Origin of the sequence: Vreelandella salicampi, from assembly GCF_013415105.1 — a bacterium.
Lineage (GTDB): Bacteria > Pseudomonadota > Gammaproteobacteria > Pseudomonadales > Halomonadaceae > Vreelandella > Vreelandella salicampi.
Genome location: NZ_JACCDF010000011.1, coordinates 45,918 through 62,326 on the forward strand (window position 1 = coordinate 45,918; position 16,409 = coordinate 62,326).

Sequence of the window (16,409 nt, forward strand, 5' to 3'; positions counted from 1 at the left end):
CGGGGTCGCAAAAGCGCCATTATAGCGCAGTTGTCAAACGACTAAAGCCGCAGTTAGTGGGAGACACAAGAAAATCGCCACATTGGATGGCGTTAAAGTGTCGAAAGCGCGTAGCGAATCTGATCAAAATCAAAGCCGCGACTGGCCAGAAATCGCTCGCGCTTGGCACGCTCTTTGGGGGTATCGCCGGGGGTGGAAAAGCGCCGGGAAAGGGCCTCGCGAGCGAGTTCAAACCAGTCCACGTCCTCTTGCGCCACCACCTCAGCGAACGCGGCGGCATACGTGGCGGAATCGACACCACGCTGTTGCAGCTCGCTTTCAATACGCCGCACGCCTTGTCCGCGTAAAATGCGTGAGCGAATAAAACTTTCGGCAAAGCGCGTATCGGACTGCAACCCTTGCTCGGCAAGTGCATTCAAGCAGCTGTCGATCTCGTCAGGCGGCACCTCTTTGCGCTCGAGGCGGGTTGCCAGCTCAGCGCGGGAATATTCACGCCGAGCCAGCAGGGTAATGGCGATCTCGCGGGGCGAGCGTTCGAGTTTACCGGATGTACTCGTATTGGAAGTGCCAAACGCCATAACGACTTACAGCAGCTCGTCGCTATCGGACTCAAGCGGCGCTTGGTCGGCAGAGGCTTCCGCCGCCGTTTTCTTTTTGCCATCGCGTTTGCCGTCGTCTTTACCGCTATCTTTGTCCGGCTCGGGCTGCGCGAGTAGCTGTGCGCGAATTTGGCTTTCAATCTCGTCCATTGTCTTGGGATTATCTTCCAGGTATTGCGCGGCGTTGGCTTTGCCCTGACCAATCTTCTTGCCCTTGTAGCTATACCAAGCGCCGGCTTTATCGACCAGGTTGCACTGCACGCCAAGGTCAATCACCTCACCGGCGTGATAAATGCCTTTGCCATAAAGAATCTGGAACTCGGCCTGCCTAAACGGCGGCGCCACCTTGTTTTTGACCACTTTCACGCGGGTTTCGTTACCCGTGACTTCATCGCCCGATTTCACCGAGCCGGTGCGCCGAATATCCAAGCGCACGCTGGAATAGAACTTCAGTGCATTACCGCCGGTGGTGGTTTCGGGTGAGCCGAACATCACGCCGATTTTCATGCGGATCTGGTTGATGAAAATCACCATGCAGTTGGCATTTTTCATGTTCCCGGTGACCTTACGCAGCGCCTGCGACATCAAACGCGCTTGAAGGCCAACGTGGGAGTCGCCCATTTCGCCCTCGATCTCAGCGCGCGGCGTCAAAGCGGCCACGGAGTCGATCACGATGACATCAACGCCACCGGAGCGCACCAGCATGTCAGTGATCTCCAGCGCCTGTTCGCCGGTATCTGGCTGCGAGACCAGAAGATCATCCAAGTTGACCCCGAGCTTCTCGGCATAGCTTGGGTCCAGGGCGTGCTCGGCGTCGACGAAAGCACATACTTTGCCTTGTTTTTGCGCTTCGGCAATCACCGAAAGCGTTAACGTCGTTTTGCCCGACGACTCGGGGCCGAAAATTTCCACCACGCGGCCAAACGGCAAGCCACCAATGCCCAGCGCAATATCGAGCCCGAGCGAGCCGGTGGAAACCGACGGCATCACCACCCGAGGCGTATCGCCTAGGCGCATCACAGTGCCTTTACCAAACTGACGGTCGATCTGGCTGAGTGCGGCGTTTAGCGCCTTCGTGCGGTTTTCGTCCTGAGCCATGCGAAGATCCTCATAAAGGCTGTATAGTTAGCCAGCAGTATGCCAAAGATTGGTCAATAAACAAATGCCCGGTGGCATTTTCTGCGCTTTTCTTTTGCTAGCGTTTGTCGAGTGCCACGATCAACCGCGCGATACCCTGGCGCACCGCCTGTTCACGCACGGCGTGGCGATCACCGGGGAAGTGCAAACACTCCGCCTGCTGGGCACTAACACCGCCCCACGCTAGCCAGACGGTGCCGACCGGCTTTTCGTCACTCCCTCCGTCGGGGCCGGCCACACCACTGACCGCGACGGCTAAATCCGCCCCGCTTTCGCGGCAAGCGCCTGCCACCATCGCTTTTACCACCGCTTCGCTGACCGCGCCCTGGCTTTCAAGTATCTCCTCGGGCACGCCCAAAAGGCGCGTTTTTGCCGCATTAGAGTAGGTGACGTAACCGGTCGAGAAATACGCAGAACTTCCCGGCACAGCGGTAATGGCACTGGCAATCCCACCGCCAGTACACGACTCCGCGGCACTCACTTCTACTTGATAGGTGGTGCACAATTTGCCGAGCCGTTGTGCCAGCAGGGTTAAATCCAAGTTTTTTAAACTCTCAATGCTTCGCGCCATGGTCACTCCTTCATGTCGATCATCACTTCAGCGTAGAATACCGGTTTTCACCCGACGATTTCACATACTCGACGAACACGCGCATTCTAGGACACTCATGGCCAGCAGCACACCGGCGCATACGCCGATGATCGCACAGTATTTAAAGATTAAGCGCGAGCACCCCGAGGTATTGCTGTTTTACCGCATGGGGGATTTTTATGAGCTATTTTTTGACGACGCCAAGCGGGCCGCCGCGCTTTTAGATATCACTCTCACCCAACGCGGCCAATCGGGCGGCAAACCCATCCCCATGGCGGGAGTACCCTACCACAGCGCCGAAGGCTATCTTGCACGACTGGTCAGCGCCGGGGAGTCCGTGGCCATCTGTGAGCAAATTGGCGACCCGGCCACCAGTAAAGGCCCGGTTGATCGCCAGGTGGTACGCATCGTCACGCCCGGCACGCTGCACGATGAAGCACTGCTCGACGCACGTCGCGATAACGTCCTCGCGTCGATCGCCCAGGGCGGCGAGCGCTGGGGGCTTGCCTGGCTTGAACTCTCCAGTGGGCGCTTTAGCGTGCTGGAAGTTGAAAACGAAGAAGAGATGCTCGCCGAACTGACTCGTCTATCCCCAGCGGAACTGCTGGTACCGGAGCACCTGACGCTACCCGAGTCGCTTTCCCGCGAGCGCAGCCTGCGCCGTCAAGGCGAGTGGCTTTATGACCTGGAAAGCGCCACGCGCAGCCTGTGCGATCAATTTGAAGTGCAGGACCTGCGCGGTTTCGGCTGCGCCCATTTAAGTACCGCGCTAGTGGCGGCGGGCGTATTGATTGACTATGCCCGCGATACTCAGCGCTCGCGCCTGCCCCACGTCACCGCGATTGGCGTTGAGAACCGCGACGACACGGTGGTGATTGACGCGGCAAGCCGGCGCAACTTAGAGATCGATACCAACTTAGGCGGCGGGCAAGACAATACCCTGGCAAGCGTACTGGATACCTGCGCCACCGCCATGGGCTCGCGGTTATTAAAGCGCTGGCTCAACCGGCCACTGCGCCAGCGCGAGGTGGTGCAAAAGCGCCAGGCAGGCGTGGCGCTTTTAACCCTCGACGCCGCTTACATGAGCTTGCGTGAGACCTTAAGCGCCGTTGGCGATGTGGAGCGGATTCTCGCTCGCGTGGCGCTTTATAGCGCCCGCCCACGGGATTTGGCGCGTCTGCGCGATGCACTCGCCACCCTGCCCGAGCTCGAGCACGCGCTGAGCGATATCGACACCGGCAGCGCGCTGGACAATTTGCGCCCACATATTCGCCCTTACCCCGAGATCGCCGACACACTGCAGCGCGCCTTAATGGAAAACCCGCCAGTCGTGATTCGCGACGGTGGCGTGATTGCCCACGGCTTTGACGCTGAGCTCGACGAGCAGCGCGGCATGGCCGAAAACGCCGGGGACTATCTGGTTCAGCTCGAGACCCGCGAGCGCGAGCGTACCGGGCTTGCCAACTTAAAAGTCGGCTACAACCGCGTTCACGGCTATTTTATCGAACTGCCCCGCGCCCAGGCCCAACAAGCCCCGGTCGACTATATTCGCCGCCAAACGTTGAAGAATGCCGAGCGCTTTATCATTCCCGAGCTTAAAGAATTCGAAGACAAAGCACTTTCGGCCAAATCCCGGGCGCTAACGCGGGAAAAGTGGCTTTACGACCGTCTGTTGGAAGACCTTAACGCCACGCTGCATGAACTTCAGGGCACGTCCCGCGCGCTGTCGGAGCTTGACGTGCTGTGCGCCTTTGCCGAACGTGCCGAGGCGCTTAACTGGGTGCGCCCTACGCTGGGTGAAAACACCGGATTTAAGATCGACGCGGGGCGCCACCCGGTGGTCGAGCAGGTCAGCGAGACACCGTTTGTACCCAACGATGTCACGCTCACCCCAGAGCAGCACATGCTGATCATTACCGGCCCCAACATGGGGGGGAAATCCACCTACATGCGCCAGACAGCGCTGATCGCACTACTCGCCCATAGCGGCTGCTTTGTGCCCGCTGACGCCGCGGAGATCGGCCCGGTGGATCGCATTTTTACGCGCATTGGCTCCTCCGATGACCTCGCTGGCGGGCGCTCGACCTTTATGGTCGAGATGACCGAAACCGCCAACATCCTGCACAATGCTACCGAGCATAGCTTGGTGCTGATGGATGAAATCGGCCGCGGCACCAGCACCTTCGATGGTTTATCGCTTGCCTGGGCGAGCGCCGAACATTTGGCTAACGCACAGGCGCTGACGTTATTTGCTACGCACTATTTCGAGATGACGGCTCTGCCCGAGCATGCCGAAGGCGTGGCCAATATTCATCTCACCGCTACCGAGCACGGTGAGCGCATTGTCTTTATGCACCGTATCGAAGCCGGCCCCGCGAGCCAAAGCTATGGCTTGCAAGTCGCGCAGTTAGCCGGTGTACCATCGCAGGTGATACAGCGCGCCCGGGAGAAGCTCGTCACCTTAGAGCAGCGCGATACCGAAAGCCCTGGGGCGGTTAAACGTTTTGATACACCTCAGCAAAACGATTTATTTGCCCAAGCGCCCCATCCGGTCGTAGAGGCATTGGAGACACTTAATGTCGACGAGCTATCGCCGCGGCAGGCATTGGAGCTTTTGTATCAGTGGCGCGCTCAAGTGTAAGGCAACGCCCGACACGCGCTTCGGCAGGTTCGCTTCGACAGGCTCAGCGCGAACGGGGTTACCCAGCATACTGAGCTTGCCGCTAGACGGCGCCGCCTCTAGAATGTCGCACACTATTTATCTTATAAAGAAAAGATAATCTATAACCATCCGTGATTAAAACCATTTTCGCTTTAACTTACGCTTAAACCACGCCGGGCTCACCCGGCGCTGCAAGAGGGATACCAAGATGACCTTTGTTGTGACCGAGAACTGCATCCAATGCAAATACACCGACTGCGTGGAAGTTTGCCCGGTCGACTGCTTCTACGAAGGCCCTAACTTCCTGGTGATCCACCCGGATGAGTGCATCGATTGCGCGCTATGCGAGCCGGAATGCCCTGCCGAGGCGATATTCTCCGAGGACGAGCTGCCCGATGGGCAAGAGCCTTTTGTTGAACTCAATGCCGAACTGGCGGAAGTCTGGCCCAACATCGCCGAAAAGAAAGACCCGTTGCCGGATGCCGAAGAGTGGGATGGCAAAACAGGCAAGCTAGAGAAACTCGAGCGCTAAGGCGGGGCACTTTTCACTCTGAGCCTGATCGCCCTTCGACAGGCTCAGGATGAATTTGTCATCGCGCACAAAAAAGCGGCCCGTAGGCCGCCCGCTCCAAGCACTTCCTCTGACACTCCCTGCGTCAAATCTCCTAAGGTGCCGTCCCTGCCAGGGCCAACATCAATGTATCGCCCGGCGCACCCAAGCATCCCGTTGCATCCTGCCTGAAGGCATCCTTGCCTCCCTTGTCCTGAGCGCATTGTGGCAGATCTAAGTAAAGCCTCAAGGTGGTCAAAAACGCCAAAAGCGACCCTATCGGGTCGCTTTTGGCAAACTCTTCTCATTAAAAACAGCATGTTATGCTCGAATATAGACGCTACGACGTCTTTACATACAAGCTAAAACGTCAATTTCGTCGGCTTTTGTAAGAGATCTCTTACAAAAAATGAAGCGATCTCTTACACGTCATTTTTGCGTCAGCCTTATTGCCCCTTAATCGCCTTCAACCCCGGGTAGGTAACATCGCCCAGTTCCGCTTCAATGGCCAACAAGCGGTTATATTTCGCCACGCGATCCGAGCGGCATAGCGAGCCGGTTTTGATTTGGCCGGCACAGGTGCCCACGGCCAGATCGGCAATAGTGGTGTCTTCCGTTTCGCCTGAGCGGTGCGAGATCACCGCGGTAAAGCCCGCGTCTTGGGCCATTTTAATCGCATCCAAGGTCTCGGAGAGCGAGCCAATCTGGTTAAACTTGATCAGAATCGAGTTGCCGATCTGCTCATCAATACCACGCTTCAAAATTTTTGTATTGGTCACGAACAAGTCGTCACCGACCAGCTGCACTTTGTCGCCTAGCTTATCGGTCAGTGCTTTCCAACCGTCCCAGTCTGACTCGTCCATACCATCTTCGATGGAGACAATCGGGTAGTCCGCACACAGGCCGGCGAGATAATCGGCAAAGCCTTCGGCGTCGTACTGTTTGCCTTCGCCCGCAAGATCATACTGTCCATTTTTATAGAACTCAGAAGACGCGCAATCCAGTGCCAAAGTGACATCGCCGCCCAGGGTGTAGCCGGCATCGGCCACGGCTTGCTTAATAATCGCCAATGCATCGGCGTTGGATGCCAGGTTTGGGGCAAAGCCCCCCTCATCGCCCACCGAGGTCGAAAGGCCTTTAGCGGCGAGGACTTTTTTCAACGCATGAAAAATCTCCGCGCCCATGCGCAGTCCTTCCCGGAAGTTAGGCGCGCCAACCGGCTGCACCATAAATTCCTGAATATCGACGTTGTTATCGGCGTGCTCACCGCCGTTCAAGATATTCATCATCGGCACCGGCATGCTGTAGTGGCCCGGCTGGCCGTATAGCTCGGCAATATGGGCATAAAGCGGCACGCCTTTGGCATTGGCCGCCGCTTTAGCAGCCGCCAGAGACACAGCAAGAATCGCATTGGCACCCAGGTTCGCTTTGTTGTCGGTGCCGTCGAGCGTGAGCATGGCATCGTCCAGGCCACGCTGGTCGCGCGCATCCATGCCCAACAAGGCATCGCGAATTTTGCCATTCACGGCGTCAACGGCTTTAAGTACACCTTTGCCTAAATAGCGGGCTTTATCACCGTCGCGTAGCTCAAGCGCTTCCCGCGAACCGGTAGAGGCCCCGCTTGGCGCGCAGGCTTCGCCCGTGGCGCCGCTTTCCAGGCGCACATGCGCCTGCACGGTTGGGTTACCGCGGGAGTCGAGTACTTCTAACGCACGAATTTCAACAATTTTCGTCATAGCTGCGTCCTTTTTTATTGGCGATAAGGGATCGATTGAATAACCGTCGCTCGCTTAGCGAATGGCAAGCGGGGCAAAACCTTTAACCAGCGCATCCAGCTGCGCCACCTGGGTCAAAAATGGTTCCAACTGATCAAGCGGCAACGCACACGGGCCATCACACTTGGCGTTATCCGGGTCGGGGTGTGCTTCTAAAAACAGCCCTGCAAGCCCCACGGCAACGCCGGCACGAGCAAGCTCTGCGACCTGGGCCCGGCGGCCATCGGCGCTATCGGCACGCCCGCCGGGGCGCTGCAGCGCGTGGGTGACATCGAAAAACACCGGGAAGCCAGTTTGCTTCATGTCGCCAAAGCCAAGCATATCCACGATCAGATTATTGTAGCCAAAGCTAGAGCCGCGCTCGCACAGCATCAAGCGATCATTGCCCGCTTCCTGGAACTTGTTGAGGATATGGCGCATTTCGTGGGGTGCTAAAAATTGTGGCTTCTTGATATTAATCACCGCGCCCGTTTTGGCCATCGCCACCACTAAATCGGTTTGGCGCGCCAAAAATGCCGGCAGCTGAATAATATCCGCGACTTCTGCCGCTGCCTCCGCCTGCCATGGCTCGTGGACATCGGTGATGATCGGTACGCCAAAGCGCGACTTCACCTCGGCCAGCATCGCAAGCCCCTTCTCGATACCAGGGCCACGAAACGAATGAATCGAGCTACGGTTGGCTTTATCAAAACTGGCCTTAAAGACGTACGGCATCGAAAGCTTTTGCGTGACGTCAACGTAGGCCTGGGCGACTTCCATGGCAAGTTCGCGGGATTCCAGCACGTTCATGCCGCCAAGCAGCATAAGAGGCAAAGAATTGCCGGCCTTTAGGCCGGCAAATGCGATATGACGCTCGGAGATGGACTCGTTGTTTACCGACATCAAATCTCACTCCTGATGAGAGGACTGGGCGCGGGTACGCACCGTTTTGTGCTCAAAGGCGGCATTCACAAAGCCGGAGAAGAGCGGATGGCCATCGCGCGGCGTCGAGGTGAACTCGGGGTGGAACTGACACGCCACGTACCAGGGATGATCGGCAAGCTCGATCACTTCCACCAACGATTGGTCGACGCTTTTACCCGAGATGACCAAGCCGGCTTTTTCCAGGTCATCGACAAATTGGTTGTTGACCTCAAAGCGGTGACGGTGACGCTCGACAATCTCATCGGCGTTATACGCATCGCGCGCCTTAGTGCCTTCCCGCAAATGGCAGACTTGGCCACCCAGGCGCATGGTGCCGCCTAAATCAGAAGCCGCATCGCGCAGTTCTATCTTACCTTCGGGGTTGATCCACTCGGTGATCAAGCCCACCACCGGGTGCTGAGTGTCGTGAGTGAACTCGGTGGAGTTCGCATCCGCCCAGCCAGCGACATTACGCGCGTACTCGATGACTGCTACCTGCATCCCGAGACAAATCCCCAAGTAGGGAATCTTATTCTCCCGGGCAAACTGCGCGGCCATGATTTTGCCTTCGACCCCACGCTCACCAAAGCCACCCGGCACCAGAATGGCGTCTTTCCCCGCCAAGCGCTCGGCGCCGTGGTGCTCGATATCTTCGGAGTCGATATAGTCGATATTGACCTTGATACGGCCCTGAATACCGGCGTGAATCAGCGCCTCGTTGAGCGACTTGTAGGCGTCGAGCAGCTCCATGTACTTGCCGACCATGGCGATGCTGACCGACTTCAGCGGATTGAGCTTGGCATCGAGCACCTTGATCCACTCGGAGAGATCCGCCTCGTCCGCTTCCAAACGCAGCTTATCGCAGACGATCTCATCAAGGCCATGTTCGTGGAGCATCAGCGGAATGCGGTAGATCGTATCGGCATCCTGCAGCGGCACAACCGCACGCTCTTCCACGTTGGTGAACAGGGCGATTTTGCGCCGCTCACTCTCTTCCAGCTCCACTTCGCTACGACAAATCAAAATGTCTGGCTGGATGCCGATCGAGCGCAGCTCTTTGACGCTGTGCTGGGTCGGTTTGGTCTTGGTTTCGCCTGCGGTCTTGATGTAGGGCACCAGGGTGAGGTGCATGAAAATGGCGCGGTTGGCGCCCTGTTCGCTACGAATCTGGCGGATCGACTCCAGAAAAGGCAGCGATTCGATATCGCCCACCGTGCCGCCGATTTCCACCAGCGCGACGTCAAAGCCTTCACCGCCGGCATAAACGCGTTGTTTGATTTCATCGGTAATGTGCGGAATTACCTGCACGGTGCCGCCCAGGTAGTCACCGCGGCGCTCTTTACGTAGCACGTGCTCGTACACGCGGCCGGTGGTGAAGTTGTTGCCCTGGGTCATTTTGGTGCGAATAAAGCGTTCGTAGTGCCCAAGGTCCAGGTCGGTTTCGGCGCCATCCTCGGTGACGAACACCTCGCCGTGCTGGAAGGGACTCATGGTGCCCGGGTCGACGTTGATGTAAGGGTCGAGCTTGAGCATGGTGACCTTAAGGCCGCGGGCCTCTAGAATCGCCGCCAGCGAGGCCGACGCGATGCCCTTGCCAAGGGAGGACACAACGCCGCCGGTCACGAAGATATATCGTGTCATGGAAAACCTGTCGAAACGTGATCAAAAGGCACGGCAGAAAGCCACGCCAGGATGGGATGGCAGAATAGCAGAGTACGCCTAAAGGCTCAATTAGCGAGCTAGACGCTTTAGCCACACAGCTGCGGCGCCGGGGGGTAGGAGCCCAATTCATTGGGCGATCAGCCATTATCAAGGCGCCGAGGGTGATAACCGGCAGATAGCCGGATCGCCCGACAAGTCGGACTCCTACAAAGCCTAGTTGCGCGCTTCGAGTGCCGTAGGAGCCCAATTCATTGGGCGATCAGCCGTTATCAAGGCGCCGATAGTGATAACCGGCAGATAGCCGGATCGCCCGACAAGTCGGACTCCTACAAGACCTAGGTGCATACATCGGATGTTGTAGGAGCCCAATTCATTGGGCGATTGTCTTTAAACGCCGAGGTAATCCAAAATCCCTTCGGCGGCTTGACGGCCTTCATAGATCGCGGTGACGACCAAGTCAGAGCCGCGCACCATATCGCCACCGGCAAAGATTTTTTCGTTGCTGGTTTGGAAAGCGAGCTCGCCATGTTCAGGGGCTTTCACGCGGTCGCGCTCATCGACCTGGATATTGGCGGCTTCAAACCACGGCGCGGGACTGGCCTGAAAACCAAAGGCCACGACGACCGCATCGGCAGGAATCACTTCCTCGGAGCCCGGTACCACTTCCGGCCGCTGGCGGCCATTTTCGTCCGGCTCGCCTAAGCGCGTGCGCACGACCTTCACGCCTTCCACCTTTTCTTCACCAACCACGGCAACCGGCTGGCGGTTAAAGAGGAAATCGACCCCCTCTTCGCGGGCGTTGGCGACTTCCTTGCGCGAGCCTGGCATGTTGCCTTCATCACGACGATAGGCACAGGTGACGTTTGCGGCGCCCTGGCGGATCGAGGTGCGATTGCAGTCCATCGCGGTATCGCCGCCGCCGAGCACCACGACACGCTTGCCTTCCATCGAGATGTAATCGGCTGGGTCTTTCTCAAAACCGAGGCAGCGGTTGACGTTGGCGATCAGAAAATCCAGTGCCTTGTACACACCGGGCAGGTCCTCGCCGGGGAAGCCGCCTTCCATGTACTTGTAGGTGCCCATGCCGAGGAATACGGCATCGTAATCCTGCAAGATCGTGTCGAATTCGATATCGGAGCCGATCTCGGTGTTCAGGCGGAATTCAACGCCCATTTCCTCAAATACTGCCCGGCGCCGCTCCATCACGCTTTTTTCGAGCTTGAATTCAGGAATACCAAAGGTCAAAAGACCGCCGATTTCCGGGTACTTATCAAACACCACCGCCTTCACGCCGCTGCGGGCAAGAATATCGGCGCAGCCAAGCCCGGCCGGGCCTGCGCCGACAATCGCCACTTTCTTATCGGTCCACTCAACGTTGGACATATCCGGGCGCCAGCCCATAGCGAAGGCGGTATCGGTTATGTACTTCTCCACCGAGCCGATGGTCACGGCGCCAAACCCGTCATTTAGGGTGCAGTCGCCCTCGCACAGGCGGTCCTGCGGGCACACGCGCCCGCACACCTCGGGAAGCGAGTTGGTCTTGTGCGACATCTCAGCAGCTTCGATGATGTTGCCTTCCACCACCAACTGCAGCCAGTTAGGAATATAGTTGTGAACCGGGCACTTCCACTCGCAGTAGGGGTTACCACAGTGCAGGCAGCGGTGCGCCTGGCTCGCTGCTTCAGTCGGCTTATATGGCTCATAAATTTCGGCGAACTCTTTCGCCCGCGAGCGGGCGTCTTTCTTTTGCGGGTCTTGGCGACCCACATCAATAAACTGAAAATCGTTATTTAAACGGTTAGCCATGATCTAACTCCTCTCGGCGACGGGCATCAGCTAATAGACAGAAACGGCTTATTCCGGATGGCGCCGGGATTGATCAAGCAGGCTGCCCAGACTCGCCGCCTTTGGCTTAACCAGCCAGAAGTGACGCACGTAATCGCTAAAGTCTTCAAGCATATCGGCGCCGCGGCTTGATCCCGTCGCGGCCACGTACTCTTCGATCACTTCGCGTAGATGGCGGCGGTGCGCCTCCATCGTCTCGGTGTTAATCCGATGAATTTCCACCAGCTCGTGGTTGTACTTATCCACGAAGGTGCGATCTTCATCCAACACGTAGGCAAATCCGCCGGTCATGCCCGCACCAAAGTTGACGCCGGTTTCCCCCAGCACGCAGACCAAGCCGCCGGTCATGTATTCGCAGCAGTGATCGCCCGCGCCTTCGATGACCGCGTGAGCACCGGAGTTACGCACCCCGAAACGCTCGCCGGCTATGCCCCCAGCAAACAGCTTGCCGCCGGTGGCGCCATACAGGCAGGTATTGCCGATAATCGCCGTTTTGTGACTTTCAAACTGACTCTCGCGCGGCGGCACGATGACGATTTTCCCGCCGTTCATGCCCTTACCGACGTAGTCATTGGCGTCGCCTTCCAAATACAGATGCAAGCCACGTGCGTTCCACACACCAAAGCTTTGGCCGGCAACGCCGGTAAAACGCGCGATAATCGGCGTTTCTTCCAGCCCTGCCTCGCCGTAGCGCTTGGCAATCGCTCCGGATGTCAGCGCGCCGACGCTACGGTCGCAGTTGGTAATATTGAAAGTAAATTCGCCGCCGGATTTTGATTCAACCGCGCCACGCACCGCTTCCAGCACTTCTTGGTTTTTAGCGCCCGGGTCGTGGGGTACGTTGCGGCTGACTTGGCAGAACTGCGGCGCGTCAGCAGGGACGAAGTCATTGGCCAACAGCGGGGTCAAATCCAGCTTGCGCTGCGACGCCGTGTTGCCTTCGAGCACTTCTAGCAAGTCGGTGCGGCCGATCAAATCGGTCAGCTGGCGAACGCCCAGCATCGCCATCAGCTCGCGCACTTCTTCGGCGATAAAGCGGAAGTAGTGCTTGACCATATCCACCGTGCCGCGGAAGTGCTCACCGCGCAGGAAGTCATCCTGGGTCGCCACGCCGGTGGCGCAGTTGTTCAAATGGCAAATACGCAGGTACTTACAGCCCAGCGCCACCATCGGCGCGGTACCAAAGCCAAAGCTCTCGGCGCCCAGAATCGCCGCTTTCACCACATCCAGCCCGGTTTTCAGGCCGCCGTCGGTTTGCAGGCGAATTTTGTCGCGCAGGCCATTGATCCGCAGTGCCTGGTGCACCTCCGGCAGGCCTAACTCCCAAGGCGAACCGGCGTGCTTGATGGACGTCAGCGGGCTCGCCGCCGTACCGCCGTCATAGCCGGAAACGGTGATCAAATCGGCGTACGCCTTGGCCACGCCCGTGGCGATGGTGCCGATACCCGGCTCGGAAACCAGCTTCACCGACACCTGCGCATCCGGGTTGACCTGCTTAAGATCGAAAATCAGCTGCGCCAGGTCTTCAATCGAGTAAATATCGTGGTGCGGCGGCGGTGAAATCAGCGTCACGCCGGGCACCGAATAACGCAGCCTGGCAATCAGCTGATTGACCTTGCCGCCGGGCAGTTGGCCGCCCTCGCCGGGCTTGGCGCCCTGGGCGACCTTGATCTGCAACACTTCGGCATTGACCAGATAGTGCGGGGTAACGCCAAAGCGGCCCGAGGCGATCTGTTTGATTTTGGAACTGCGAATGGTGCCGTATCGGGCCGGATCTTCACCGCCTTCACCCGAGTTGGAGCGACCACCCGCCTCGTTCATCGCCTGCGCCAGCGCCTCGTGGGCTTCCGGCGAGAGCGCGCCGAGCGACATGCCCGCGCTGTCAAAACGTGGAATCAGCGCTTCGACCGACTCCACCTCATCAAGCGGCACCGGCGTTTCAGCAGGCTTGAGCTTCAAGAGGTCGCGGATGGTCGCCACCGGGCGCTCATTGACCAGCTGCGCGAACTTCTTCCACTTAGCGTAGCTGCCCTCCTGCACGGCTTGCTGCAGCGTCATCACCACATCAGGGTTGTAAGCGTGGTACTCGTGCCCGTGGACATACTTAAACATCCCGCCTTGCGAGATGCCTTTGCGCGCAATCCAGGCGTCACGGCCAAGCGCTTCCTGCTGCAATTGGAGCTCGGCAAAGCCAGTGCCTTGAATGCGCGACGCCATGCCCGGGAAGCACATATGCATAATGTCATCATCGAGGCCGACGGCTTCAAACAGCATCGAACCGCGATAAGACGCCAGCGTCGAGATGCCCATCTTAGACAGAATTTTAAACAGCCCTTTCTGCAAACCTTTGCGGTAGTTCTCGCGGGAATCCGCCGGGTTGCCGGTTAGCTCGCCCACACGGTGCATATCGGCCATGACCTGATAGGCCAACCACGGGTAGACCGCCGTGGCGCCCACGCCAAACAACACCGCCATTTGGTGGGCATCACGTGCGTAGCCGGTTTCCACTACGATGTTGGCATTGGGGCGCAGCGCCAGGCGGCCAAGGTGCGTATGCACCGCCCCTACCGCCAGCGTGGCTTGAATCGGAATTAGCCCTTTAGGCAGGTCGGCATCCGAGAGCACCAAAATCACCTTACCCGCTCTCACTTGCCTTTCGGCGGCCTGACAGAGCGAGGTCAGCGCTTGCTTAAGCGACTGCGCTTGTGGGTCGTATCCCAGCGAGAACGTATGGCTAGCGAAGGCCGGGTCGTCCTGGTTAATCAACGCGGTGAACTTGCGCGGCGACAGCACCGGCGTGGTCAAAATCAACCGGTGGGCGTGTTCGGGCGTCGCTTTAAATACGTTGAGCTCAGCCCCGCCGCAGGTTTCCAGCGACATCACAATCGCTTCGCGCAGCGGATCAATAGCCGGGTTGGTGACCTGAGCAAACTTCTGGCGGAAGTAGTCGCTCAAAAGGCGTGGACGGCTAGAGAGCACAGCCATTGGGGTATCGTCGCCCATGGAGCCGACCGCTTCCTGACCACTTTCCGACAGCGGACGCAGCACTTGGTCGCGCTCTTCAAAGCTGACCTGGAACATCTTTTGCTGCGTGTTGAGCGCGTCGGTGTCCATGGTCTGAAAACGGGCAAGCTCGGTGAGTGCCGACTCCAAATAGTTGGCCTCTTGCTTCAACCAGCGTTTATAAGGGTAGGCCGATTTCAGGCGGTTATCGATTTCTTCGGTATGCAGCACTTCGCCGGTATGAGTATCCACGGCGAGCATCTGCCCCGGGCCAACACGGCCTTTGGCGACCACATCGGCAGGCTTGTAGTCGTAGGTGCCGATTTCTGAGGCGAGCGTGATATAGCCGTTTTTGGTGATCACCCAACGCGCCGGACGCAAGCCGTTACGGTCGAGCATACACACCGCTTGACGGCCGTCGGTCATCACCACGCCGGCCGGGCCGTCCCATGGCTCCATGTGCATGGAGTTGTACTCGTAGAACGCGCGCAGCTCGGCATCCATGGTTTCGACGTTCTGCCATGCCGGCGGCACCATCATACGCACGGCGCGATGCAGTTCCATGCCGCCGGTGAGCAGCACTTCCAGCATGTTATCCATGCTCGAGGAGTCGGAACCGGTGGTGTTGACGATCTCGTCGAGCTCGGCAATATCCGGCAAGCGGTCGTTGACAAAGTTTTGTTTGCGCGAGTTGGCCCAGCCGCGGTTGGCTTCAATGGTGTTGATTTCACCGTTGTGAGCGAGCAAACGAAACGGCTGCGCCAGCGGCCAGCGTGGAGCCGTATTGGTAGAAAAGCGCTGGTGGAAGACACAAATAGCCGTTTCCAGGCGCGGGTCGTTCAAGTCATGGTAAAACGCCGGCAAATCTTCCGGCATCACCAGGCCCTTATAAGACACGACTTCAGAAGAGAGCGAGGCGATATAGAAGTCTTCATCGTCGCGCAGCGCTTGCTCAGCCTTACGGCGCGCCATGAAGAGATCGACGTCGAAATGTTCACCGCTACCCGGTGTCACAAACACCTGATGAATGCGCGGCAAACACTCTAGCGCCATCGGGCCACAGACAGAGGCATCCACCGGGACCTCGCGCCAGCCAGCAACGCCGAGACCACGGTTTTTCAACTCACGTTCCAGCACGTCTTGGGCATGCTCAGCGCGGGCGTTATCGTCGGGCAAAAACACCACGCCAACGGCAAAGTGTTCGCCTAGCGCAACGTCTAAAGCGTCAGCTGCTACATCGCGCATAAATTGCACGGGCATTTTTAGCAGCAGGCCGCAGCCATCGCCGGTTTTGCCGTCGGCCGCGATGCCGCCACGGTGAGTCATGCAAGTCAACGACTCAATGGCCGTTTTCAGCAAGTCGTGGCTTGCTTGCCCTTCCATATGGGCGATCAAACCAAAGCCGCAGTTGTCGCGAAACTCGCCGGGCTGATGAAGACCTCTGTTCATGGGCGTGCCCCTGATAAGCGTATTTTATTTACAGCGAGCTCATGATATAAAGATCGGTTTGCTCTATTTTCGCCGCCTTTTTGTCTGGCTCTTGGTGGCCGTTTTAGCGCTCGCTGGGATGAGAAAATGGCCGCTCAGCATAGCCATCACCTACCTCCTAGCGCAATCGCCTTACCCCTTTCATTGACGCAAAAACCTCGAAAAATCGGTGCCTTGCGAATACCTAAATGCA

10 protein-coding genes are annotated in these 16,409 nt (G+C 58.0%); 2 read left to right on the forward strand and 8 right to left on the reverse strand.

The window, feature by feature from the left end:
* Window positions 1-92 precede the first annotated feature (92 nt).
* The 3 genes from HZS81_RS12580 to HZS81_RS12590 all read right to left on the reverse strand — a co-directional run bounded on the left by HZS81_RS12580 (window position 93) and on the right by HZS81_RS12590 (window position 2,307).
* A complete protein-coding gene (locus HZS81_RS12580) occupies window positions 93-578 on the reverse strand; it encodes a regulatory protein RecX (protein ID WP_179930916.1) in 486 nt (161 codons plus the stop codon).
* Between the two features lie 6 nt (window positions 579-584).
* The gene (recA, locus tag HZS81_RS12585; protein ID WP_179930917.1) at window positions 585-1,697 is read right to left on the reverse strand and encodes a recombinase RecA; all 1,113 of its coding nucleotides are present in this window, start codon (window positions 1,695-1,697) and stop codon (window positions 585-587) included.
* Window positions 1,698-1,794: 97 nt separating this feature from the next.
* Window positions 1,795-2,307, reverse strand: a complete 513-nt coding sequence (locus HZS81_RS12590) for a CinA family protein (RefSeq protein ID WP_179930918.1) — start codon at window positions 2,305-2,307, stop codon at window positions 1,795-1,797.
* Window positions 2,308-2,404: 97 nt separating this feature from the next.
* Here HZS81_RS12590 and mutS point away from each other — a divergent pair, with 97 nt between their 5' ends.
* Window positions 2,405-4,969 (forward strand): DNA mismatch repair protein MutS, encoded by a 2,565-nt coding sequence (gene mutS / locus HZS81_RS12595; RefSeq protein ID WP_179930919.1) that lies wholly within the window; start codon window positions 2,405-2,407, stop codon window positions 4,967-4,969.
* 229 nt (window positions 4,970-5,198) lie between these two features.
* The gene (gene fdxA, locus HZS81_RS12600) at window positions 5,199-5,522 is read left to right on the forward strand and encodes a ferredoxin FdxA (RefSeq protein ID WP_179930920.1); all 324 of its coding nucleotides are present in this window, start codon (window positions 5,199-5,201) and stop codon (window positions 5,520-5,522) included.
* Window positions 5,523-5,986: 464 nt separating this feature from the next.
* Here fdxA and eno read toward each other — a convergent pair whose 3' ends face one another.
* The 5 genes from eno to gltB all read right to left on the reverse strand — a co-directional run bounded on the left by eno (window position 5,987) and on the right by gltB (window position 16,177).
* A complete protein-coding gene (eno, locus tag HZS81_RS12605) occupies window positions 5,987-7,276 on the reverse strand; it encodes a phosphopyruvate hydratase (RefSeq protein WP_179930921.1) in 1,290 nt (429 codons plus the stop codon).
* 54 nt (window positions 7,277-7,330) lie between these two features.
* The gene (gene kdsA / locus HZS81_RS12610) at window positions 7,331-8,197 is read right to left on the reverse strand and encodes a 3-deoxy-8-phosphooctulonate synthase (RefSeq protein ID WP_179930922.1); all 867 of its coding nucleotides are present in this window, start codon (window positions 8,195-8,197) and stop codon (window positions 7,331-7,333) included.
* 6 nt (window positions 8,198-8,203) lie between these two features.
* Window positions 8,204-9,859 carry a CTP synthase gene (locus tag HZS81_RS12615; RefSeq protein WP_179930923.1) on the reverse strand — a complete coding sequence of 552 codons (1,656 nt, stop codon included), beginning with the start codon at window positions 9,857-9,859 and terminating at the stop codon, window positions 8,204-8,206.
* Window positions 9,860-10,267: 408 nt separating this feature from the next.
* The gene (locus HZS81_RS12620; RefSeq protein WP_179930924.1) at window positions 10,268-11,686 is read right to left on the reverse strand and encodes an FAD-dependent oxidoreductase; all 1,419 of its coding nucleotides are present in this window, start codon (window positions 11,684-11,686) and stop codon (window positions 10,268-10,270) included.
* A 48-nt stretch (window positions 11,687-11,734) separates the two neighbouring features.
* Entirely contained in the window at window positions 11,735-16,177 is a 4,443-nt protein-coding gene (gene gltB / locus HZS81_RS12625; RefSeq protein ID WP_179930925.1) for a glutamate synthase large subunit, read from the reverse strand.
* Between the last annotated feature and the right edge of the window lie 232 nt (window positions 16,178-16,409).

What these genes read in the sequence shown, in the direction of transcription:
- HZS81_RS12580 (WP_179930916.1), bottom strand. Translation starts at nt 578, where the DNA reads ATGGCGTTTGGCACTTCCAATACGAGTACATCCGGTAAACTCGAACGC.
- eno (WP_179930921.1), bottom strand. Translation starts at nt 7,276, where the DNA reads ATGACGAAAATTGTTGAAATTCGTGCGTTAGAAGTACTCGACTCCCGC.
- recA (WP_179930917.1), bottom strand. Translation starts at nt 1,697, where the DNA reads ATGGCTCAGGACGAAAACCGCACGAAGGCGCTAAACGCCGCACTCAGC.
- fdxA (WP_179930920.1), top strand. Translation starts at nt 5,199, where the DNA reads ATGACCTTTGTTGTGACCGAGAACTGCATCCAATGCAAATACACCGAC.
- kdsA (WP_179930922.1), bottom strand. Translation starts at nt 8,197, where the DNA reads ATGTCGGTAAACAACGAGTCCATCTCCGAGCGTCATATCGCATTTGCC.
- HZS81_RS12620 (WP_179930924.1), bottom strand. Translation starts at nt 11,686, where the DNA reads ATGGCTAACCGTTTAAATAACGATTTTCAGTTTATTGATGTGGGTCGC.
- mutS (WP_179930919.1), top strand. Translation starts at nt 2,405, where the DNA reads ATGGCCAGCAGCACACCGGCGCATACGCCGATGATCGCACAGTATTTA.
- gltB (WP_179930925.1), bottom strand. Translation starts at nt 16,177, where the DNA reads ATGAACAGAGGTCTTCATCAGCCCGGCGAGTTTCGCGACAACTGCGGC.
- HZS81_RS12615 (WP_179930923.1), bottom strand. Translation starts at nt 9,859, where the DNA reads ATGACACGATATATCTTCGTGACCGGCGGCGTTGTGTCCTCCCTTGGC.
- HZS81_RS12590 (WP_179930918.1), bottom strand. Translation starts at nt 2,307, where the DNA reads ATGGCGCGAAGCATTGAGAGTTTAAAAAACTTGGATTTAACCCTGCTG.